Origin of the sequence: Shewanella sp. NFH-SH190041 (assembly GCF_024363255.1) — a bacterium.
Taxonomy (GTDB): Bacteria; Pseudomonadota; Gammaproteobacteria; order Enterobacterales; family Shewanellaceae; genus Shewanella.
The window spans coordinates 722,641-743,794 of record NZ_AP026070.1; the positions used below are offsets into that span (position 1 = coordinate 722,641).

Here is a 21,154-nt window from a genome sequence, read left to right on the forward strand (position 1 = left end):
GAGGAATACGCAATCAGAAAGGCATTTTTCTTGTTTTTCTGTATCACAATGGTCGGAATGAAACATGACCCAGAATTCAGCACCCCTAGTGGAAGTCCGTAATCTTGGATTTCGGCGGGGCGACAGAGTCATTTATGACGATATCAGTCTGACAATCCCCCGGGGTAAAGTGACGGCTATTATGGGCCCCAGCGGCATCGGTAAAACGACGCTGCTGAAATTAATTGGCGGCCAGTTAACACCGGATAGTGGTGAGATACTGTTTGATGGTGAAAATGTGCATCAAGCCAGTCGTAAGTCATTATTTGCTATGCGTAAACGGATGAGCATGCTGTTTCAGAGCGGCGCACTGTTTACCGATATGAATGTGTTTGACAATGTGGCATTTGCGCTGCGGGAACACACCAAATTGCCTGAACCCTTAATCCGCACTCTGGTGCTGATGAAGCTGGAAGCTGTAGGGCTACGCGGCGCAGCGCAGTTGATGCCGAATGAGTTATCCGGTGGGATGCAACGCCGGGCAGCCCTTGCCCGGGCGATTGCCATGGAGCCGGAGATGGTAATGTATGATGAGCCATTTGCTGGGCAGGACCCGATTTCTATGGGGGTATTGGTTAAGCTTATCCGTGAATTATCCCATGCATTAAATCTCACCTCGATTGTGGTTTCACATGATGTGGCAGAGGTGATGAGTATTGCTGATTACGTCTATGTTCTGGCTGGGAAAAAACTGATAGCACAGGGTACACCGCAGGCCCTGTATCAAGCCGAAGATAATGCTGAGCTACAGCAGTTTTTGCGCGGTGAGCCAGATGGCCCGGTGCCTTTTCATTATCCGGCAAAAGAGTTTGTACAGGAGTTACGTCATGGTGCTTGATGCCGTTGCTGCGCTGGGTCGCAGTGCCATCGAGACGGTAGCCGGTTTGGGCCGGGCTGGATTGATGTTGTGGGGTGCGGTGTGCCGTGTGCCTAATCCACGCAAGGGGCTGCCATTACTGATAAAACAGATTTATGTCGTTGGGGTGCAATCCATGGTGATTGTGCTGGTCTCCGGTCTGTTTATCGGCATGGTGCTGGCGCTACAGGGATACACCATTTTGGTGGATTTTGGCACAGAAGAAAGTCTTGGCCCCATGGTGGCACTGAGCCTGCTGCGGGAACTCGGTCCTGTAGTAACGGCGCTGCTATTTGCTGGGCGGGCAGGTAGTGCACTGACGGCTGAAATTGGACTGATGAAAAGTACCGAGCAGTTATCCAGCCTTGAGATGATGGCTATCGATCCCCTGAGGCAGATTATCGCTCCAAGGTTTTGGGCAGGGGTGATCAGTATGCCGCTATTGGCGGTGATGTTTACCGCAGTGGGGATCCTCGGTGGCCATTTGGTTGGGGTTGAATGGAAAGGAATTGATCAGGGCACCTTCTGGTCTATTTTGCAGGCGTCGGTCGAGTGGCGGCAAGATATCGTTAACTGCCTGATTAAGAGTGGTGTGTTTGCCGTGGTTGTGACTTGGATTGCCCTATATCGGGGCTATCAGGTGGTGCCGAATCCGGAAGGGATCAGTAAAGCCACAACCCAGACTGTGGTGCAGTCTAGCCTAGCTGTATTAGCGCTGGATTTTCTGCTGACAGCCATGATGTTTGGCTAAGTGCGCAGCATAGATAAGAACAGGTAATAAAGTATGTTGAGTCGGAAAATTGAAATTATGGTCGGGGGCTTTTTGCTCGCGGGCCTGGCTGCATTTTTAGTATTGGTATTTAAAGTCGCGAATGTGGATATGCAGTCTGCTGATCAGGCCTATACCCTGAAAGCCACCTTTACCAACATTGGTGGGCTGAAAGTGCGCTCACCGGTGAAGGTCGGTGGTGTGGTTGTGGGCAGGGTCAGCAGCATCACGTTGGATCCCGTCAGACTAGAGCCGGTGGTGACCATGAGCATTGAAAAGCGTTATAACCAGTTTCCGGATACCAGTAGTATTGCTATTTTGACTTCAGGGCTGCTTGGTGAGCAATTTTTGGGACTGACGCCGGGATTTGTGGATGAGGATGTTTCCATGCTGGGTAATGGTGACACGATTGAAGATACCCATGGCGCATTGGTACTGGAAGACTTAATCGGTCAGTTTCTTTACAGTATGGGCAAAGATAAATAGGAGTACCCCATGTGGAAAGGTATGTTAAGCGGCCTACTAGGCCTGTGTTTGGCAGCGGTAGCTTGTGTTAGTCAGGCTCAGACGCAAATTGATACGCATAATCCTTATGCCATGATGAAGGCGGTAGCAAATCAAACCTTTGCGCGTTTCCATGCCGACAAGACCAAAATTGATGCGGATAAAAACTACTTGAAGGTGATTGTTGCCCAAGAGCTCATGCCGTATGTTGACTATAAATATGCGGCACTTAAGGCCATGGGGCGCTATGTTCGCAGTGCCACACCGCAGCAGCGTCAGGCATTTGCTGATGCTTTTGAAGGGTATTTGGTCACCACTTATGCCCAGGCATTTACTGCTTATACCAATCAAACTGTGGAGTTTGATCCTGGTCGGGGATACGCCGATCAAAAACAGTTGCAAGTTGATGTACGGATTATTGAAGCGGGGCGGCCAGATATCAAAGTCGCTTTCAAGGTGCGCCGTCTAAAAGATGGTAGCTGGAAAGCGTTTGATATGATTGCCGAAGGCGTTAGTTTATTGCGCTCTAAAACTTCAGAATTTGATGTGTTGATCCGTCAGCAAGGGTTAGATGCTGTTATCAAGCTGCTAAAAGAAAAAGCGGCTGATAGTATTACGGAAAAATCTTCCGCCCATGAGCAGGCCGCATGATAACACTTCGGCATAATGGTGAGACTTGTTATATCAGTGGTAGTTTGCAACTGGAGGATATTGCTGGTTTGTGGCCAAGGCACCAACAGCTATTAACGGCAGAAACACGTTACCTTGATTTGTCTGAGCTAAATTACAGTGATAGTGCTGGATTGGCATTTTTGCTGCAGCTTTGGCAACAAACTACCGCAACAGATACCCAAGTGCGGTTAATTGCACCATCAGAGCAATTATGCCGTTTGATCGCGCTTTATAACCTACAGGCATTTTTTAGTAGTCATCATTGATGACTACCGTGGATGCCGGGGTGATAAACTTGCCGCAAGGCAAGATACACCGGACGGAATACCGGTGATTTTACAATAGGTAATCTTCAAACTTAAGGTAATCAATCATGGAATGTAAAGATATCGAAAAGATGCTGATTGACGCGTTGTCTCTGGAAGAGGCGCACATCAGCACTGATGGCAGTCATTTCAAGGTGATTGCTGTTGGCGAATGTTTCGACGGCCTGAGCCGCATTAAACAGCAACAGGCTGTGTATGGTCCGTTGATGGAACACATCACCAGCGGTCAGTTGCATGCTGTAACCATTAAAACTTTCACGCCGACTCAATGGAAACGCGAAAAAGTTTTCAACATGCCAATGTAGAGAGGCTACGTGGATAAATTAAAAATTCAGGCTAATGGGGCTTTAGCCGGTAATGTTGTGATTTCCGGTGCTAAAAATGCCGCCTTACCAATTCTGATGGCCGGGGTACTGGCTGAAACTGAATTTGTACTGACCAATGTTCCCCAGTTGCGTGATGTCAGCACCAGTTGCAAACTGCTGCGCTGTCTTGGCGCTGAGGTGACTGAATCCGGCCAGGGTGAGATCCGGATCAATACCCATTCACTGAATGAATTTTGTGCGCCATATGATTTGGTTAAAACCATGCGCGCCTCCATTCTTATTTTAGGTCCTCTGTTAGCCCGTTACGGTAAAGCTGATGTTTCCCTGCCGGGTGGTTGTGCTATTGGTGCCCGTCCGGTGAACCTGCATCTGCAGGGATTGGAGCAAATGGGTGCCCAAATTGAGGTTAAAGAAGGCTATATTCAGGCTCGGGTCGACGGCCGCTTGAAAGGCGCACATATCTTTATGGATATGGTCAGTGTTGGGGCGACGGAAAACCTGCTGATGGCCGCAGCGCTTGCTGACGGTGAGACTGTGATTGAGAATGCCGCCCGGGAGCCCGAAGTGATTGATCTGGCAAACTGCCTGATCGCCATGGGTGCCAAAATTGAAGGTGCGGGTACCGCGACAGTGCGTATTCAAGGGGTTGAAAAGCTCAATGGCTGTCATTATCGGGTGATGCCGGATCGGATTGAAACCGGTAGCTTCTTGGTCGCGGCAGCTGTGACCCGTGGACGTATCCGTTGTCTTGATGCTGATCCTGCTTCTTTGGAAGCTGTGTTAGCCAAGTTGGAAGACGCTGGGGCGAAAATCACCACAGGGGCAGATTGGATTGAGCTGGATATGCAGGGGCAGCGTCCTCGCGCAGTGAATATTAAGACAGTACCTTATCCAGGCTTTCCCACCGATATGCAGGCGCAGTTTTGCGTATTGAATGCCTTAGCCGAAGGTACGGCAACCATTACTGAAACCATTTTTGAAAACCGCTTTATGCATGTTCCTGAATTACTCCGTATGGGAGCTGATATGGAGCTGGAAGGCAATACCTGTATTATTCATGGGGTTGAGCGTTTAAGCGGGGCTCAGGTAATGGCAACTGATTTGCGCGCTTCTGCTAGCTTGGTGATTGCGGGTTTGATGGCTGACGGTATCACCATTGTGGATCGTATCTATCACCTTGATCGTGGTTATGAGCATATTGAAGACAAGTTCAAAGGTTTAAATGGCACTGTGGAACGGATCCACAGCGAAGCTTGAACCTAATTGTCTGAGTGAAAGGCACTGTTATCAGTGCCTTTTTTGTGACTTCAGCACATTGCCATCAGATTTGTTTCAGGAGTAAACTAATCGAAGGTAACAAAGGGTTACCACAACTGGCAACTTCTCTCTCGCTGCATTCGCAGCCCCAGACCAGTCTCCAGCTGTTTGTGAATATTGCTAGACTTGATGCGCTGTTAATGCTGCTGCATAACAGGCAACGGAGAATACTTATGAGCAAAGAGCACCATTCAAGTAAGAACGTCAAAAAACAACCTCAACACAGTTTGAAAGAGAAACGTGCTGCTAAAGCCGCGAAAAAGCAGGCCAGAATGACAGCTGGCAACACTGTTGAGGGCACTACCAAGTAGTTTTGATGTGTATCCTGGGGCACCGCACTGTGCTCCGGGTATACTTTATTGAATATCTATTCCTTCCATTTTTGTTGTGATTTTATTCTGATATTTTCCTGTATCCATCTGTGTTTCCTTCAGCAAACAGGTAGTCATACCACATATGAGTTAGCTGGAAAGTGAGACAACATCAGATAAGAAAAAACCCGCACAGGGCGGGTTTTTAATCATAGCGCTGCAGATTAATGCAGTGTCTCATCATCATCTTCAGGCAGCTCATCACCGATAAAATAGGTGCCCCAGCCGTCATAATCCACTTTATGTTTGGCTGCCAGTGCAATCAGTTGCTCACAGGCCTGATCCAATAATGGCAGTTTTAATGCATGGTTGGCGATGGCGTCAAAACAGTAGATTACACCACCATCTTCTAGTTCCATCTCTTCTGCATCATTGACTTCAAAACCCAGTTTGAAAGCATCAACCGCGGCTTTTTCCAGTCGGTCGAAATTGGTGCAGCAGAAATGGTGCTCGATGGTGTATTCCGCATCCGGATCAGAACCGTCGTCTAACAGCGCCTGTACGATATCGCGGTTTTCTTCCAGCTGCTCCTGCAGCAAACGTTCAATTGACATGGGTATCTCCAAAATAGTCAGCAGCGGGAGTATATCAGACCGCAGCGGGTTTCCCCATCATGCTGCCAGCCTCGTGATCCAGTTCTGCCAGTTTGTCCGCCATCAAGCTGTGTACCTTAGCCGATAGGGGCTTTACATCTTCTTTACTCAGTCCCTCTGTGGAAATTGGTGCCATGACCTCGATAATAACCACCCCATTATTCCAGCGATTAAGGTGGATATTACTTTGGTTTGAAGCAACAACAGGCACAATGGGGACGCCAGCTGCAATCGCGGTATGAAACGCACCAGCCTTAAAGGGCAGCAATCCTTTCCCTCTGCTGCGGGTTCCTTCTGGAAAGATCCAGACCGACAGACACTTTTCTTTAATTTTCCGAGCCGTATCCGCCATGGTGCTAAAGGCTTTGTGCCGGTTATTACGGTCGATCAAAATATTACCAGACAGCCAGTAAATCTGGCCAAATAGTGGCATCCACACAATACTTTTTTTCCCCAGACTGACAGTGCCTTTAGGTACTGCGGCAGTATGGGTAAACATATCGTAATTATTTTGGTGATTAGCCAGATAAATACAGGGTGAAGGTGAAGGCGTTTGAGGCTGACGGACAATGACCTTAATACCTAACACGGGTGCCACAGCTGAAAATAGCTTGGCGAACATATGTACATTATCTCTGTGTCTGGGTCTGAACAGGCAATACAGGCCCCCAAAAACGAAAGCCAGCATCAGCATGATGGCCAGCAGCAGACTTCTGACGATTAATAGCACGACAGTCTCCGGCGAAAAAATTGGCGACAGTATAGCCAGCATTGTTCTGTCGCTCAATCCTTTGGTAACGGGTGTACGCTTAATTAATGTCCATCCTTAAAAATCAGTTAGTTAACCTTTTCCTCTGTTGGCTGAAAATCATCTCAATGGCGGCGTAGAGTAGTGCAATTATGGCCAGTGCAACGACGATTGTTGCCCCGGAAGGCAGATCCCACAGTGCAGAGCATACTAATCCGACAAGGTAGCCTAAAACGCCTATCAGGTAGCAATGTAACAATTGATACCGGCCAGCGCGGTGTTGTATGGCCAGTGCTGGCATAATCAGGCTGCTAAAGACCAAATAGACGCCAACTAGACTAACGGATTGGGTGATCAGCAGGGCGAACAGCAGGTAAAACCAGCGCCCCTGTAATAGCGCGGGATAGCGCCATAACAACAGGAGTAATCCGGCACTGAATAGGGTCGGTACCATGAGTTGTGACCAAGACAGCCAGAGTATTTGGCCATCGAGCATCCGAGTCAGAATTTCAGCGCCATGGGGATCTTGTGCTAGCAATAGCACTGCCATGGCTGCCGCTAACACATAGAGACAACCAATAATGGCTTCCAGTTGTTGCGACAAGTGTTTTTCCAACCAAGCGATCAATGCGGCTGCGCCTAAGGCGGCCAGCGTGGGTAATAGGAGCGTAATACCCGGCAGAAGCGGCTCTGGTAGCAAATGCATGATTACCGAGCCTAATGCCGCGACTTGGGCAATGGCTAAATCTATAAAGATAATGCCGCGCCTCAGCACCTGACGACCCAATAGCACATGGGTCGTTAGGATCAGCAGTCCGGCTGCCAAGGCTGGCAATAAGATGGTCAACAGCTCAGTGGTCATTGCAACACCTTTATCAGCCTTGTAATTAGACTGTCGTACAAGGCAAAAAGGTTTTGACTTTGCTTATCTCCGCCAATAGAAATCGGCAGTACCGCCTGAGGTAAGTTGGTTTTGTCGGCCAACCAGTTGGCGCCGATTTGGTCCTGATAGCTCGCGGTGATAATGGCATCAATATCGCCCTGTTTGGCCCGGCTAAGCAGGGTTGCCAGATGGGACGATGATGGCGGTAGCCCAGGTTTGGGCTCTAAATCTGCCACCTGATTAATCCCCAGCCAATGGTACAGATAGCGAAAACTGCTGTGGTAACCGATGACTTGCTTGCCGTGCAGGGGCTTTGCTAACTGTTGCCAGCGGGTAATACTCTGCTGCCAACGTTGAGCAAAATGGTCAAATTGCTGTTGATAAAAAGCCGTTTTTGCCGGCTCCAATTGCTTAAGGCGTACTGTCAGTGCTTGGGCTATTTGCAGTAGCCGGTGAGGATCAAGATGGACATGGGGATTGCCCCCGGCGTGAACATCCCCCATGGCCGCATCAATCCGGGTTGGTTTATCTAGGGTTTCCACTTGCTCTGCGGCATAAAATAACCCCGGCTGCCCCGGTTGCACTGCAGGGTTAGCGGCTTTTTGTTGCAACATGGGCAGCCAGCCAACTTCCAGCTCTGCACCAGCACAGATGACTAAATCCGCGCGGCGCATTTGGGCGATCAAACTGGGTCTGGCTTGGATCTGATGGGGGTCTTGCAGAGCCGTGGTTGCACTGTAGACATTGGCATCCGGTGCCAGTTCTTGCGCTAAGGCGGCATATTCCGGCTCACAGGCAAACACATTGAGTGCCGCCTGAGCCGGGGGCATTATCCAGATGACACTGAGCAATATGACGGCTTGCAACGCGTTAGAATTGATGTGCACTGTGGGCCCCCAGAGTCATAACATATTGCAAAGTGACAAGATTATCGTCTTCAATTCCTTGTAAATTTTGCCCTTGCTGGTGACTGTACTGCAGTCTAACGGTGGAAAAATGGCTGTGGTGCCAGGCCAGCATCATTTCAGTTTCTTTGAGCTGCTGAGTGTCGGCATGCTCACCATGCAAAGTCAGCATATCAGCCTGGCCATAGCGCACGCCTGTCGACCACTGAGGAGCAAACTGATAGACGGCACTGACATACCAGCCTTGCTGGCTGTCACTGCTATGGCTGTGCTCAGTGTTTTCTATCGTGCTTTCATGATGCTCATCTTCTGGCTCGTGGTGTGAGTCTTGGGCGGGTAAAAAACCATCAACATAGAAAAACTCCCCGCTGAGACTGAGGTGGCGGTATTTATAATTGCCCTGAGGCGCCCACTTGTAGACTAAATCCACACCATAGATGTGACGCCCAGTATAGGCTGCAGTATGGCTGTGGCCATGGTCATCGGGCTGACTGAGTGGCTCGCCGTGGTTATGTTCATCAAACATGCCTTGACCATTACGGTTATGCAGATAACTCAGCCCTAACTGCCAGGAAGATGAATCACTGATATCGCCGCCGAATTTGCTAAAGGCGGTATACACTCCGACACTGGCATAATCCCTATTTCCTTCTGTGTCAGCAGCACGTAAATTGCGGCCTGAAAAGGCTTCTGCACCCAGTTGCCAGTAAAGCGCTGTGGGGGCGAGATAACTTAATCTCAATCCATCATCAAAGTAATGGCTGGCAAAAAAAGCCCGGTACAGAGCTGGACGATCAACAAAGTTATCGGTATGAAGATGTTGATTATTCAGGTAACCGATATCAGATAAAAAGCGCCCGCCTCGCAGTGCGAAACCGGCAGGTAATGCCAGCGTTTGGATAAATGCTTCTTCTAATTCCAGTTCGGTATCACCATCACCTACTGCCAGTACAGTGGTGATTTTGCCATAAAATAGATCATCGATATTGGCACTGATAGCCAGCTCGGTTTCCCCCAACCCAAAACCATCGTTCCGGCCATTCAGTATGCGGTTTCCCTGCTGATAATAACCATCCAATACGGCGCTGATATTTGGATTGGTTAAGCTGGCATTTTGCGCTTGAGCGCTAAAGCTAAGTAGCAACACTGGGCAAACTGTACTTAAGACAAGATGGCGCGTAAGGGGCAGTATTGATGTGCATAATTCCATAATAAATACTCCATATAAACCCGAGCCCACCGGCATGCCGGCAGGCAAAAAAGACATTACTGTGGTCGGTGTTTAATGGTGCTGTGGCGGTGCGCGACTGGCGTAATGGAATTGCGGCGTTGAAGCGTAACTCCGAAGTTGTAAACAAGGGGCGATGACGGTTGTGGCAACTTGAGGTAACTGTGGCTGTTGGCTAAGACAAGCATGTTGCAGCTGGGATTGCTGCTGACACCAGTGGCACTGGTGCAAAGATGTGTCAGTCTCTTGTAGATGGGACAGACTGTGTGCTGGCGCAGCAATAAAAGGTCCTGCCCAGCTGATCAGCAGGCACAAACATAACCAGATTGTTGCTGCAGAAAATCGTTTCACATTCAGTTCCATTGCCAAAACAGGCCAATTGTCGACAAAATGGCCGATAAATACCAGTAAAATTTACACCACAGTTACCTTTTTAGTGATTTCTGACGCGAAAAGATTACTGAATGCTTACATAAAGGGGGCATTTAAGACTGACTTAAGTTAGCCCGCCTAGAGTGGACGTCAGGAAAGTGTAAACGTAAATATATTCAATTGGTTAATGCTAGATGGGGTGACTTATGTTGGCGTTTTTACGGGCAAATTTGGGGCTGATCGTTTTTGTTATCCTGTTCCTGGCCGTTATCTTGGGGGGGATCTGGTGGGTTGAAGCGACATTAGCCGGTCAAGAACAGGTGATTAATTAATCTTGATTGTTTAGCGGTATTTCTGTCGTTGCTCACTGTCGTCTTTAGGCTCAGGAACTTGGGTCACTTTAAGCTGATCCATCAGATGACTGACCAATAATAAGATCAACGCCATAATGGCAACGGGGATACCAAAATGTCGGGTATGGGGCCAGATCCAGGTCACAATTGCCATAATGACGGCGAGATAAAACCCTAAGATTTTAAAGCGCATCAATAATGCAGTGCGCCCGAGCCAAGCTTGGCAATGCGGGCATTGAAATTCAGCATGCAGTCCCTTGCCGCGCTGGGCCTGGATTTGAGTGACGGAAATGGCTTTATTGCAGTTGGGACATATCATCTTTAGCTGTCCTGACGGGATAAAGATGCCATTCTACCTTAATTGTGCCGATGAATATCCCCTGCGGCGGCATTAGGGGATAGCATCAGTTTTATCCGGGTTATGACAATCCTTGGATATTGCCATCTTCATCAATGTCGATTTGCAAATAAGCGGGTTTTATCCCTAATCCTGGCATGGTCATCACACTGCCCATCAGTACGGTAATAAATCCAGCACCGGCATTGAGTTTCAGCTCAGTTACCGGGATAACAAATCTACTTGGCACCCCTTTTAGCTTGGCATCATGGCTGATAGACATGGGGGTTTTTGCCATACACAAGGGGAGGTGACCATACCCTTGTGCCTCAAGTTGAGCCAGTTGGCGCTGTGCTTTTTCACTTAGGCTAACGCCTTCAGCACCATAGCCTTTTTGTGCCAATTGGGTCAGTTTGTCTGTTAATGGCTGCTGGGTGTCGTACAAATAGTGGAAATTTGCCTCAGTTTGGGTCGCGCTCACAATGGTTTGGGCAAGCGCTGTGGCGCCATCAGCACCCAGGGCAAAAGCTTGGCTGATTTCACAGCCAAAAGCGCCATTAGCCAGTACTTGCTGTTTCAGCCAGTCAAGTTCTTCCTGGGTATCAGTGGGGAATTGGTTTATGGCAACCACCACAGGGATGCCGTATTGCTGCACATTGGCAATATGCCAGGCCAGATTAGCAAACCCTGCCTGTAATCTTTCTGTGTCTGGGGCCGTGATTGGCAGTGCCGACTTAATGCCTGAATTGGCCTTTAATGCTTTAAGCGTAGTGACCAGTACCGCAGCATCGGGGGTATGACCTGAAGCTCTGGTTTTGATATTACAGAATTTTTCAAACCCCATATCTGAGCCAAAACCACCCTCTGTGACCACAAAATCTGCCAATCGCAGGGCTATATCATCGGCAATTATGGATGAATTACCATGGGCGATATTGGCAAAGGGGCCGGCATGCACGAGACAAGGGGCGCCGGAAAGTGTTTGCATCAAGGTGGGTTTAATCGCCTCAGCCATAATGGCGCTCATGGCGCCTGCTACCCCTAACATTTCAGCGGTAATGGCTTGCCCTTGGCGATCATAAGCCAGTACCACAGCGCCAATACGCTGGCGCATATCGCTCAGTGAGCGACTTAGCGCCAGAATTGCCATCAGTTCAGAAGCTGCACTGATATCAAAGCTAGATTCATGGGCGGGGCCATTATTGGCTCCCAACCCTACCGTAATGGTACGCAAACTGCGCTCATTATTGTCTAACACCCGGTGCCAGCAGATTTGCTCAGGATCAATATTCAGTGGTGTCAGTCCGGTTTGCGCGGCAAAGACTTCGGCACCTAATTGAGTTTCATGAAATAGCCGAGCATCCAATGCCGCTGCCGCCAGATTATGGGCGCTGGTAACAGCATGAATATCGCCGGTTAGGTGCAGGTTCATCTCTTCCATGGGCACGACTTGGGCATAACCGCCCCCCGCCGCGCCGCCTTTAACACCAAATACTGGCCCCATACTGGGTTGACGGATACAGGCACAGACCTGTTTGCCAATTGCTTGCAAAGATTGGGTTAGCCCTAAGGTGGTCACGGTTTTTCCCTCTCCATATGGGGTCGGGGTCACCGCAGTTACAATAATCAGTTTACCCTTAGTGGCTTGAGGCAAACGCTTGAGGACGCTGAGATTGACCTTAGCTTTGGTATGACCAAATAGGGTCAGCTCATTGGGTTGCAAGCCAAGGTTGGTGGCAATTTGACTGATGTCGGCCAGCGTGGCCTGACGGGAAATTTCAATATCACTGAGCATGGTGATGGCATCTCTTATAAAAGGGCAAAAGGGCAGACCTATCCGCTGTAGCGGATATCTGCTCATATTAGGTGAATGGCCTGCGGGCTATACCGTTACGGTGAAAAAGTGTGATAAAACACACAGTTCATATAGTCGGCAATATAGGGTAGCCCGGGGCTATCAACTATTTGATATGCCCAATAGCGCGGCAGGGTTAATCTTGCTGGGGCTGAGACTCCAAAAAGGTTAATTCACCGCTGAGATGGGCGCGGCGACCACGGCCATCACGCAGTTCAAAGCGGATGGCATCATCTCCATTGGCTTCTGCTGCAAAGGTGACTTCAGCAGGCATAAACAGTGGTAGTTTAAATGCCACATCGACACAGCAGGGTCGGTGGGAAATTGCCGGCATCATTTCAGCGATGCAGCGAGCTTTGGACCACATACCGTGTATCAAAACTCGATCAAATCCGAAGCGTTTAGACAGCAATGGATGCAGGTGGATCAGGTTATAGTCGCCGGACGCTTTGGCGTATCGACGTCCCAGATCTTCACTTAGCTGCCACCGAACCGGTTTATCCCAGTCCATCGGCATGGCTTTGGGTGGTCTGGCTCGCCGGCCAGTTTTCTCGATTCGATACAGATAGGTTGAGGTGGATTCCCACACCAGTTCATCGGCAACAAATGCTTTGGATATCAGTGCGAACTCCAATCCAGAGTCTGTCTCTGTGCTGCTTTGTAACTGACATTCTAGGCGGTATGTCTCATCCACATTCAGGGTACGATAACTACTGATAGTGTTACGTAGATGGATCATCCCCAATAACGGGAATGTAATGCCGGGGTGAATGAAGATATAAGCCTGCAGCCGGAATGCCTGTACATGCAGGTAAGTGACTGGTAGACGTTTACCGTCAAAGTCGAAGCCACACACTTTGGCGTACTGGGCAACATTGGCTACGGACAGGTGAATATTATCGCAGCTGACCTTGATATGCGGCAGGGGCTGTCCGTCCCACCCGGGTTTGCGGCCAAAGAAAATTTTGCGATATAGAGAGAACAGCGATGGCATCGTGTTCAATTCAACACAATATTGCATAGTCTTGTCTGGGTTACCTGTGGTGATACCAAAACGCGGAGTATATCTCATCCCGGCCCAGTATGGGTATCCTTGGCGGATTAAGCCCTGTTTAGCTCAACTGTAAATCAATGGGTTAGCTGTTTTGTCGTTGTTGATATCGTCAAATTTCAGTTGATATGACACACTAGCGCCCCTTTTACTTCTTTGTGTTACCTCTGTGCAGGATAAAAATTTTGACAAATTGGCGCGAAAATTCGCCAAAAATATCTACGGCACCCCTAAAGGTGAGATCCGGGCAGCAGTGCTATGGCGTGATTTGATGGAAACCTGCCCGGCATTGACTGAGCGCAAACTGCGGATTTTGGATGCTGGTGGTGGGTTTGGTTATCTGAGTCAGAAATTAGCCGCATTGGGGCATGAAGTGGTGCTGTGTGATATTTCTGAAGAGATGTTGGCTTTGGCTCAAGAGCAGATTAGCGCTGCCGAGACGACATTGGATATCCGTTTGATCCATTGTGCTATTCAGCAGTTGCCGTCATTGGCATTAGGGGAGTTTGATCTGATCCTATGTCACGCGGTTGCTGAGTGGCTAGCGGATGCTGAGCAGACATTGGCGGGATTATTGCCATTGCTGCGACGTGGCGGGGCGTTATCACTGATGTTTTATAATCTTGAAGCGATGCGTTTTCATGCCTTGGTATCAGGCAATTTTGATTATGTTAAAGCTGATTTTAAGATCAAGAAAAAGGTGCGCTTAACGCCAACGCATCCTTTGTATATTAAGCAGGTTGAACAATGGTTTGCATGCTGGCAACTGGAGCTTGCCTGCCGCTCTGGTGTGCGGGTAATCCATGATTATCTGAAAAAAAGTCAGCCAGCTGATTTTGATCATCAAGCGCTGTTGGAGATGGAGTTAGCCTATTCGCGTCAGGAACCCTATCTACAGCTGGGACGTTATGTTCATTTTATTGGTCGAAAAGCTTAACTTTTTAGTATTTAGTCACCAAACAGTTCGACATTGCTGTCCCCTTGATGCTGAGCTACACCTTCAAGGTAGGCACGTTCCTGTTTGATGGTGCTTTCCACCGGTTCAGAAGCCAGCCGTTTTACCAGTACTCGGCCGCTTTGAGGATGAAACATCACCTTGCGCGGCCAGTGACCACCGACATCTTCGGCAATAACTTCAATCCCTTCTGTAGCAAGGTATTGCCGTACAAAGGCAATGTTTGACTCGCCGACGTTGATAACGGACATAGAGCCTAATTTGGCGCCGCCAAAAATTTTAGCCTGTAGTCTGTCGCGCTGGCCGCCAGCAGATTGAATGCCATTAATTAGCTGCTCCATTGCCCAGTTACCGTAACGGCAGGAATAACTGGTGAGTTGGTGCCAGTCATCATGTATTTTGCGTTCTGGTAACAGGAAATGGTTCAGACCCCCAATGCCCATTAAAGGATCCCAGATACATGCGGCAATACAGGATCCAAGCCGGGTAAAGATCAACTCATCTTGGCTGCTAAGGTAGTATTCACCTGGGTCCACCCGAGCCACCATGCTGTTATGGTGATTGTTCCAATAGCGGGGGATGGCCTCAAAGCCTGGGTAGATAATGTCTGATACTGGTGCTGGCATTTGGCCTCCTTGCGCTTACCATCCAACCAGTATAGTCAGAGTTTGACCCGTGGCAGATTATTTCCCCTACTTAGATTGTGGTATTTAACTTGAGGGGGTTACTGTAGTGTCTTTACCGAAACACCGCTTTGTCGTAATGATTGAACCACACTGTGATTGCCCAGCAGATGGCCAGCACCAATGATAATAAATAATGGCTGATGATTGCTCTGCTGTTGCAGCAGGGTGATAATACTGTCCGCCATGGTGTGATTGCGTTGCCAGAGTAGTTTATCTGTCAGGGCATATTGCACCGGATCAGAAATGTCCCCTTCAATTAGCTTGGTTAATGCGGAATCCTTACCTTGACGCCAATCATGAATTAGCGCCAGCATCTCGCTATCTGGCGTGGTGATCGCATCTTGTAGCATCTGCCACTGGCTCTGGGTTGATAAACTGCCGAGAAGTTGGTATTGCATTGCCATGCTTTCTAATTGGTAGAGCGGGCGTTGGCCTCTACGCTGCATAAAATATTGATCAACGCCGTATTGCGGGCTATAGCCCATTGCTTGGTAACGATGCAGGTTGATTTGCACTGCCTGCAGCCAAGGTGAAAAGGCGCTAAGTGGTGCACAGAAGTGCATTTTATCGTGACAAAATGATGCTATTACCTGCTGTTGTTTAGCTGAAAAGGTCACTGGCTGCATACCGTATTGACGCAATAACGGTATGGCATCTGCGCGGTCAGTATCGGCTTCCACTACCAGTGCCGCGGCTTGGGAGAATGCCTGTTCAATCATATCTGACATCGGATAAAAATCGGCGCGACCAAGATGAACTGAGCCCAGCAGCCAGGCAGAGTGCCCTTGATAGCTTAGATGGAAAAATGGGGGGTGATCCTGCGGCTGTGCCTTAACATTAATACTGAAAATAGTGCACAGGACTAATAGTCCTATTAGCAGCTTTCGGCCTGTGTTGCTTGTTGCCACAGTCTCGTCTCCTTATAATTCATGCTTAATTTCTGTAAGTGGAGTGGTTATGCCATATACCAAGGTGCTGGGGCAACTGAAGGAGAACCTGCAGTTGGCTTACCGTCAGGCCATTGATGCCGATGCCAAGTTAAATGCACTGCAGCAGGCCGGGCATGGCAAGTTTAAAAATGTGTTTGCTGATAGTTTAGGGTTTCTAACCCAGAGCAACCGTTTTTTACCTTATGTAAAAGAGCTGGCAGCTGAATTGGATGAAATGCAATCTGATGATACCGGCCCTGAAGAGTTAGAGTTAATGGTTAAGCGGTTAGGTATCTTGCTGCAGACCTTGCAAGCATTTAAAAAACGCGCCTAATTATTGCTCAGTGACTGTGGCATTCGCAGTGATAAATATAACAAGCCCGCGACAGATACTTCTGCAGCGGGCTTGTTACTGTTGTTTGAAAAGTCGCAGAGAATTTATTTGGGGGGCACTCCTTCGCGGCGTGGGGCAATAGTTTGATTGAACCAGTGCTTGAGTAATTCACCTTCATACATGGCTACAGTGTCGCGCAGAGGGCGGATCCCACCGAGAAAGTTTAAATCGGTCAGTTTTTCTTCGCCGTGCATGAGCACATTTTTCCCTCGTATCACTTTATAACTGAATGATATTTTGGGTGGATAGATACTTTTGACGATCCGAAGATCGCTGCTGGTCGCACCGAAGGTGGGTCTGACATCACCGGCTAAATCCACATTGGTTACAGTCAATTGTAATTGCTCACCTTTTTGTAGCACCTTTTCTGCACTTTGAGCCAATGTTTGGGTGAGTTGTTTAAACACTCGTTGTTCAAAGCGTGACTGTAACTCCCCGTTGGCTTCAATATCAGTGTATTTGTCCGGGGTTTGCCAAGTGATTGTAACTGGCTCTTGTGTCGTGACTGGATTGAGCAGGTGCTCTGCGGCACTTATCGGGCTAAATACCACCAGAGTTGCTAATACAGTGGAAGGTAATTTCATCTTCTCTCTCCTTATAACAGGCCCCGGCCGTAACCGGAACGGCTGTGAGATTACCCAGGCTGCTTTATCCGCCACGTACTACAGGGCTGCTGTCTGAGGCGTGTACTCGGAACTGCGTCGTTATCGGTACATATGGATTGTATGAAATTTAACCTGAACTATGGCTTAACACAATTGCAGCGTTCGTTTGGGTATCTATCGCGTTGCATGCGCTATGGGCGTTATGGGGCAATGGCGCGATGACAACGGGAGTCACGGATAGGCAATGAGGTTTATTTTCGGTTATCTCATGTCAAGGCTATTCCAACCCTGCAATACCGAGGGCTGGAACGAAGTCGCATCAGAATGGAAAGCGAGTGCAAAGCTGTGGGTAGGCTTTTTTTAGCATTTTCGGGCGGTCGTCAAACTTTTTGCCTGCAGGTGCATTTTTTCCAGAAGGGACAAATGGTAATTCATGCCCACAGCGGTCTTCATACAATTGACCGGCAACCAGATCGTACTCTTCCAGAAATGGGTAAGGGTAGCCATCTTTTAAGACAAACTCTGGCAACTGGGCCAGATCATCCGGATTTGCTAGGACTTTTTCAAACCATTCTTGACCAAGTGAAATCAGATAACTGCGAAACTCGGCAAAGCCATAATCTGAGTCGATTCCGGTCAGCACATAAGCCGCACCCCAAACGGTCCAGAGATAACTGCGGCGCATTTGTTTGGCAAAGTGTTTGTCGAACTCAGCCAGCTGTGCTGGGGTTAATGGCGTTAGGCGCTCGGTAAGTTGCGCCATCAGTTCCGTATCCGATTGTGTCAGCCTATTACGGGTCACCAAATGCCAAAATTCGGCCTCTGTCATTACTGTATCAGTCAAGTTATTGTTCCGTCAGTGTGTCGGTATGAGGGCGCTATTGTAATGCCTGTTATGGTGGGATGCTATCCTACAGGACTCAGGTGAGCAGGCTTCTTTTGTTGATGAGCGCGATGTTCGTCCGGGCCAAGGGACTGATAACCACAGGGCTCTGCTACGCTTATATAGCGTCAATAATGTGATTAGCAGTTAACTGAACACAACTGAGATTTTGCGGCTGTGCGCATAGGATGGATTATGGAACATCTGAATATTGCTGAATTGTCGATTTTGCTGGTGGAGCCATCACAAGCGCAACAAAAGATAATCTGTCAGCAGTTGGTCAATGAAGGAGTCAGTACCATTACTACGGCGGTAAATCTGGCCGAAGCCAAAGCCAGTGCGGCGCAGTTTGCACCAGATTTAATGGTCAGTGCCATGCATTTTGTGGATGGAACCGCATTGGAGTTGTTGGCCCATGTAAAAACCTGCGATAGTCTGCAAGACACCCAATTTATGTTGGTATCCAGTGAAGAAAGTCACGCTAGACTGGAGGTATTCCGTCAAGCAGGAGTGGTTGCGATTTTGCCTAAACCCTTTGATTTAGCGCACTTTCATTCGGCCTTATCAGCTGCAGCACAACTGTTCTGCGTAGAGGAATTGGAACTTGATTGCTTTGATGCTGAGGATGTTCGGGTGTTGCTGGTGGATGACTCTACCTTATCTCGGGGCATTATCCGCCGGACGCTCAATAATTTGGGTATTCAGCAAATCGTTGAGGCCTCTGACGGCAAGCAGGCCATATTTATTTTACAGGAGCAGGAATTTGATTTGGTCATTACGGATTACAATATGCCAGAAGTAGATGGGTGTAAATTAACCCGCTATATTCGTCGTCATAGTGAACAATCACATATTCCGGTTTTGATGGTGTCATCGAATGCAGGTTCGGCTCAGTTGGCTAATGTGACCCAATATGGGGTGAATGCATTGTGTGATAAACCGTTTGAACCCCAGTTAGTAAAACATTTATTGCAGCAGTTATTGGGAGAATAACCAATTGTCGAGGTTAATGAAGTCGTAATAAAATTAATTATTATTGACTCGTTTGACGTTATTTAATGTAAATCTATTGTTCTATTATATTTTGTTAGGTTACGTGTATTGTCTGCGGGAGATATTCATCAGATTAAATAATAAGAATGCGTTAAGTTGCTAGTCAATTTGGGGAGGCATAGATTTATTTTGTGTTAAAAAATAATAATTAGATATTTTTTATACTAAATCAAAAGCATTTCATTTTTTAAAAATATAAAAAGTTCACTGAAGCTGTAAATTTTGTGATCGCTATCTATATTTAAATATAGACCTAAAAACTTGAATAAGTCATTATGCAGCGGGAGAATTTTTCTAACCCATATCTCTTATTACAGGAATAAAATTCACATGAAATTAGCTACTGTTAAACTGGCTATCGTTGCCGCTGCCGTTTCTATCCTTGCTGGCTGTACCGGTACTACTTACAACAAAGATAAGTCTTGCTCTACTGACTATCTGCTGGTTCCTGCTATTTCTGTTTCTGCAGCTCTGGGCGCATGTGATTCACAAAACGCTACTAACAAGTAATTGCTGATTTAATTTATTAAAATTAAAAAACTATTACTGAATTGAGTAATTAGTATTACTTGATTGAAAATGGCTCAATGGTTGTTCGTCAATCATTGAGTCATTTTTGTTTTTATATGCAATGAAATGTTATCTGCTTGCATGCGAGTGGTTATTGCGGCGATTAAAGAAAGTATTGGGCTGATTGTTTTCAATGTTACAGTCTGAGCGGTTATTCTTATCGAGAATAATCATGATCATCTTGTGGTGACCATGAAATTGTATCAAATGACAATCTGTGAACATTCTGGATATGATTTCAAAAGCTTGGGGCCGGAGCATTGGCTTGAGACAGGGTAAATACATTACTCAGTGAGATATTCGGTACTTACTTTACTGACATGCTGGTTTACAATGCCGGCTTTTTTGCGGGCGTATTATTTATGGCTGGTTCTTCTGCCACATCTCGAAGTTGGTTTAACGTTGTGTTGATGGCGCTGTCCGCGTTCGTTTTTAATACCACTGAATTTGTGCCTGTTGGTTTGCTGGCTGATTTAGGACGCAGTTTTTCCATGACAGCAGCGCAAATCGGCCCCATGTTAACCATTTATGCTTGGGTGGTAGCACTGGTTTCACTGCCAGCGATGCTGTTGCTGGCAAATACTGAGCGACGGCGCTTATTACTCGCGGTATTTGCCCTGTTTGTTGTCAGTCATATGCTCTCGGCAGTAGCGGGAAGTTATGCGGTATTGTTGTGCTCCCGTATCGGTATTGCACTGGCGCATTGTGTGTTTTGGTCTATCACTGCGGCTATGGCAGTGCGACTGGCACCCGAGGGGCGGGCATCTCAGGCACTAAGTCTGCTTGCTACCGGCACAGTACTCGCTATGGTGTTGGGGATCCCGCTGGGACGGGTTATCGGTGAGACCTTTGGTTGGCGGGTGACTTTTGCGGCGATTGGCGCTGTGGCGTTATTGATCATGCTAGCTTTATGGCGTTGGTTGCCGCCAATGCCTGTGGTAAATAGCGGTGATTTACGCAGCCTGCCAGCTATTATTGGGAATCGCCCTTTATGCTGGCTGTATCTGCTAACTGTGGTGACGGTCACAGGTCAGTTTACTGGTTATACCTATCTTGAACCTCTTATCCAGCAAGCCCTGCATTTCTCTGCAGAAGTGACCACGATTACCCTGCTGGTATTCGGTGCGGCTGGTATATTGGGCAGCTATCTATTTAGCCGTTATCAAAATCGGCATCCCAATAGTTTGTTATTAAATGCCATTGCCGGGTTGGCAATTTGTCTAGGCGTATTGTCATGGTCCGGTCTGTCGTTTTGGTCGTTGCAGGGGCTGGTGTTGTATTGGGGAGTAGCTATGATGCTGACTTGCCTAGCATTACAAGCTCGAGTATTGACCCTTGCCGCAGGGGAGACGGATATAGCTATGGCTATTTATTCCGGCATTTTTAATATAGGTATCGGCGGTGGCGCTTTACTGGGGAGTCAAGTGGCCATTCGACTCGGGGTTGAGCATAACGGCACCGTTGGCTGTATGGTATTGCTGTTAACATTATTGCCGCTATGGCAACTGTTAAGGCGCCGGTAACATTGCGGCAGTTTGGTCGTGATGGCTGAGTGTTAGCGCCCTGACTGTCGA

Annotated in this window: 27 protein-coding genes; 14 read left to right on the forward strand and 13 right to left on the reverse strand. The window is 47.9% G+C overall.

All coding sequences use genetic code 11. The features are described 5' to 3' along the window. Nucleotides 1-64 precede the first annotated feature (64 nt). The 8 genes from mlaF (at nucleotide 65) to NFHSH190041_RS03255 (ending at nucleotide 5,120) form a co-directional block, all read left to right on the forward strand. On the forward strand, nucleotides 65-877 hold the full coding sequence (gene mlaF, locus NFHSH190041_RS03220) for a phospholipid ABC transporter ATP-binding protein MlaF (protein WP_261923877.1): 813 nt from the start codon (nucleotides 65-67) through the stop codon (nucleotides 875-877). Next, entirely contained in the window at nucleotides 867-1,646 is a 780-nt protein-coding gene (gene mlaE / locus NFHSH190041_RS03225) for a lipid asymmetry maintenance ABC transporter permease subunit MlaE (RefSeq protein WP_261923878.1), read from the forward strand. Before mlaF ends, mlaE begins: the two co-directional genes overlap by 11 nt. Before the next feature lie 33 nt (nucleotides 1,647-1,679). Beyond that, nucleotides 1,680-2,150 (forward strand): outer membrane lipid asymmetry maintenance protein MlaD, encoded by a 471-nt coding sequence (gene mlaD, locus NFHSH190041_RS03230; protein WP_261923879.1) that lies wholly within the window; start codon nucleotides 1,680-1,682, stop codon nucleotides 2,148-2,150. Nucleotides 2,151-2,159: 9 nt separating this feature from the next. Continuing rightward, the gene (locus NFHSH190041_RS03235) at nucleotides 2,160-2,819 is read left to right on the forward strand and encodes a phospholipid-binding protein MlaC (protein ID WP_261923880.1); all 660 of its coding nucleotides are present in this window, start codon (nucleotides 2,160-2,162) and stop codon (nucleotides 2,817-2,819) included. After that, a complete protein-coding gene (locus NFHSH190041_RS03240; protein WP_261923881.1) occupies nucleotides 2,816-3,106 on the forward strand; it encodes a lipid asymmetry maintenance protein MlaB in 291 nt (96 codons plus the stop codon). The genes NFHSH190041_RS03235 and NFHSH190041_RS03240 overlap by 4 nt, the downstream gene beginning before the upstream one ends. 107 nt (nucleotides 3,107-3,213) lie before the next feature. Then, nucleotides 3,214-3,471 carry a BolA family protein gene (locus NFHSH190041_RS03245; protein ID WP_261923882.1) on the forward strand — a complete coding sequence of 86 codons (258 nt, stop codon included), beginning with the start codon at nucleotides 3,214-3,216 and terminating at the stop codon, nucleotides 3,469-3,471. 9 nt (nucleotides 3,472-3,480) lie between these two features. Next, nucleotides 3,481-4,749, forward strand: a complete 1,269-nt coding sequence (gene murA, locus NFHSH190041_RS03250; RefSeq protein ID WP_261923883.1) for a UDP-N-acetylglucosamine 1-carboxyvinyltransferase — start codon at nucleotides 3,481-3,483, stop codon at nucleotides 4,747-4,749. Nucleotides 4,750-4,982: 233 nt separating this feature from the next. Then, nucleotides 4,983-5,120, forward strand: coding sequence for a hypothetical protein (locus NFHSH190041_RS03255; RefSeq protein ID WP_261923884.1), 138 nt, complete (start codon nucleotides 4,983-4,985; stop codon nucleotides 5,118-5,120). A gap of 224 nt (nucleotides 5,121-5,344) precedes the next feature. Here the strand turns inward: NFHSH190041_RS03255 and rraB are convergent, their stop codons facing one another. From rraB to NFHSH190041_RS03285, 6 genes are all read right to left on the reverse strand, one after another. Further along, nucleotides 5,345-5,734 (reverse strand): ribonuclease E inhibitor RraB, encoded by a 390-nt coding sequence (rraB, locus tag NFHSH190041_RS03260; RefSeq protein ID WP_261923885.1) that lies wholly within the window; start codon nucleotides 5,732-5,734, stop codon nucleotides 5,345-5,347. A gap of 34 nt (nucleotides 5,735-5,768) precedes the next feature. Further along, nucleotides 5,769-6,503: a 1-acylglycerol-3-phosphate O-acyltransferase gene (locus NFHSH190041_RS03265; RefSeq protein ID WP_261923886.1), complete on the reverse strand. Its 735-nt coding sequence runs from the start codon at nucleotides 6,501-6,503 to the stop codon at nucleotides 5,769-5,771. 103 nt (nucleotides 6,504-6,606) lie between these two features. Continuing rightward, complete coding sequence (locus tag NFHSH190041_RS03270; RefSeq protein WP_261923887.1) at nucleotides 6,607-7,383, reverse strand: metal ABC transporter permease; 777 nt, start codon at nucleotides 7,381-7,383, stop codon at nucleotides 6,607-6,609. Beyond that, nucleotides 7,380-8,291 (reverse strand): metal ABC transporter solute-binding protein, Zn/Mn family, encoded by a 912-nt coding sequence (locus NFHSH190041_RS03275; protein WP_261923888.1) that lies wholly within the window; start codon nucleotides 8,289-8,291, stop codon nucleotides 7,380-7,382. Before NFHSH190041_RS03275 ends, NFHSH190041_RS03270 begins: the two co-directional genes overlap by 4 nt. Beyond that, a complete protein-coding gene (locus NFHSH190041_RS03280; RefSeq protein WP_261923889.1) occupies nucleotides 8,275-9,519 on the reverse strand; it encodes a hypothetical protein in 1,245 nt (414 codons plus the stop codon). The genes NFHSH190041_RS03275 and NFHSH190041_RS03280 overlap by 17 nt, the downstream gene beginning before the upstream one ends. A gap of 72 nt (nucleotides 9,520-9,591) precedes the next feature. After that, nucleotides 9,592-9,888, reverse strand: a complete 297-nt coding sequence (locus NFHSH190041_RS03285) for a hypothetical protein (protein WP_261923890.1) — start codon at nucleotides 9,886-9,888, stop codon at nucleotides 9,592-9,594. Nucleotides 9,889-10,115: 227 nt separating this feature from the next. Here NFHSH190041_RS03285 and NFHSH190041_RS03290 point away from each other — a divergent pair, with 227 nt between their 5' ends. Beyond that, nucleotides 10,116-10,241: a hypothetical protein gene (locus tag NFHSH190041_RS03290; protein ID WP_261923891.1), complete on the forward strand. Its 126-nt coding sequence runs from the start codon at nucleotides 10,116-10,118 to the stop codon at nucleotides 10,239-10,241. A gap of 10 nt (nucleotides 10,242-10,251) precedes the next feature. On the opposite strand, the gene NFHSH190041_RS03295 is transcribed toward NFHSH190041_RS03290, so the two are convergent. From NFHSH190041_RS03295 to NFHSH190041_RS03305, 3 genes are all read right to left on the reverse strand, one after another. Further along, entirely contained in the window at nucleotides 10,252-10,581 is a 330-nt protein-coding gene (locus tag NFHSH190041_RS03295; RefSeq protein WP_261923892.1) for a hypothetical protein, read from the reverse strand. A 100-nt stretch (nucleotides 10,582-10,681) separates the two neighbouring features. Continuing rightward, complete coding sequence (locus tag NFHSH190041_RS03300) at nucleotides 10,682-12,394, reverse strand: formate--tetrahydrofolate ligase (RefSeq protein ID WP_261925020.1); 1,713 nt, start codon at nucleotides 12,392-12,394, stop codon at nucleotides 10,682-10,684. Nucleotides 12,395-12,590: 196 nt separating this feature from the next. Next, nucleotides 12,591-13,448 carry a MaoC family dehydratase gene (locus NFHSH190041_RS03305; RefSeq protein ID WP_261925021.1) on the reverse strand — a complete coding sequence of 286 codons (858 nt, stop codon included), beginning with the start codon at nucleotides 13,446-13,448 and terminating at the stop codon, nucleotides 12,591-12,593. 226 nt (nucleotides 13,449-13,674) lie between these two features. On the opposite strand from NFHSH190041_RS03305, the gene NFHSH190041_RS03310 reads away from it, so the two are divergent. Further along, entirely contained in the window at nucleotides 13,675-14,442 is a 768-nt protein-coding gene (locus tag NFHSH190041_RS03310; RefSeq protein ID WP_261923893.1) for a methyltransferase domain-containing protein, read from the forward strand. Nucleotides 14,443-14,453: 11 nt separating this feature from the next. Here the strand turns inward: NFHSH190041_RS03310 and cheD are convergent, their stop codons facing one another. Continuing rightward, nucleotides 14,454-15,086 (reverse strand): chemoreceptor glutamine deamidase CheD, encoded by a 633-nt coding sequence (gene cheD / locus NFHSH190041_RS03315; protein ID WP_261923894.1) that lies wholly within the window; start codon nucleotides 15,084-15,086, stop codon nucleotides 14,454-14,456. A 98-nt stretch (nucleotides 15,087-15,184) separates the two neighbouring features. Beyond that, nucleotides 15,185-16,054, reverse strand: coding sequence for a TraB/GumN family protein (locus NFHSH190041_RS03320; protein WP_261923895.1), 870 nt, complete (start codon nucleotides 16,052-16,054; stop codon nucleotides 15,185-15,187). Nucleotides 16,055-16,103: 49 nt separating this feature from the next. Between NFHSH190041_RS03320 and NFHSH190041_RS03325 the strand changes: the two genes are divergently transcribed. Continuing rightward, entirely contained in the window at nucleotides 16,104-16,409 is a 306-nt protein-coding gene (locus tag NFHSH190041_RS03325; RefSeq protein WP_261923896.1) for a prephenate dehydrogenase, read from the forward strand. A 104-nt stretch (nucleotides 16,410-16,513) separates the two neighbouring features. Here the strand turns inward: NFHSH190041_RS03325 and NFHSH190041_RS03330 are convergent, their stop codons facing one another. Beyond that, the gene (locus NFHSH190041_RS03330; RefSeq protein ID WP_261923897.1) at nucleotides 16,514-17,053 is read right to left on the reverse strand and encodes a DUF3016 domain-containing protein; all 540 of its coding nucleotides are present in this window, start codon (nucleotides 17,051-17,053) and stop codon (nucleotides 16,514-16,516) included. Nucleotides 17,054-17,393: 340 nt separating this feature from the next. Further along, nucleotides 17,394-17,903 (reverse strand): DUF4240 domain-containing protein, encoded by a 510-nt coding sequence (locus NFHSH190041_RS03335; RefSeq protein WP_261925022.1) that lies wholly within the window; start codon nucleotides 17,901-17,903, stop codon nucleotides 17,394-17,396. Nucleotides 17,904-18,152: 249 nt separating this feature from the next. Between NFHSH190041_RS03335 and NFHSH190041_RS03340 the strand changes: the two genes are divergently transcribed. From NFHSH190041_RS03340 to NFHSH190041_RS03350, 3 genes are all read left to right on the forward strand, one after another. After that, entirely contained in the window at nucleotides 18,153-18,950 is a 798-nt protein-coding gene (locus tag NFHSH190041_RS03340) for a response regulator (protein ID WP_261923898.1), read from the forward strand. Nucleotides 18,951-19,340: 390 nt separating this feature from the next. After that, on the forward strand, nucleotides 19,341-19,520 hold the full coding sequence (locus NFHSH190041_RS03345) for a YhfL family protein (RefSeq protein ID WP_261923899.1): 180 nt from the start codon (nucleotides 19,341-19,343) through the stop codon (nucleotides 19,518-19,520). A gap of 422 nt (nucleotides 19,521-19,942) precedes the next feature. After that, nucleotides 19,943-21,103: a sugar transporter gene (locus NFHSH190041_RS03350; RefSeq protein WP_261923900.1), complete on the forward strand. Its 1,161-nt coding sequence runs from the start codon at nucleotides 19,943-19,945 to the stop codon at nucleotides 21,101-21,103. The last annotated feature ends 51 nt before the right edge of the window (nucleotides 21,104-21,154 follow it).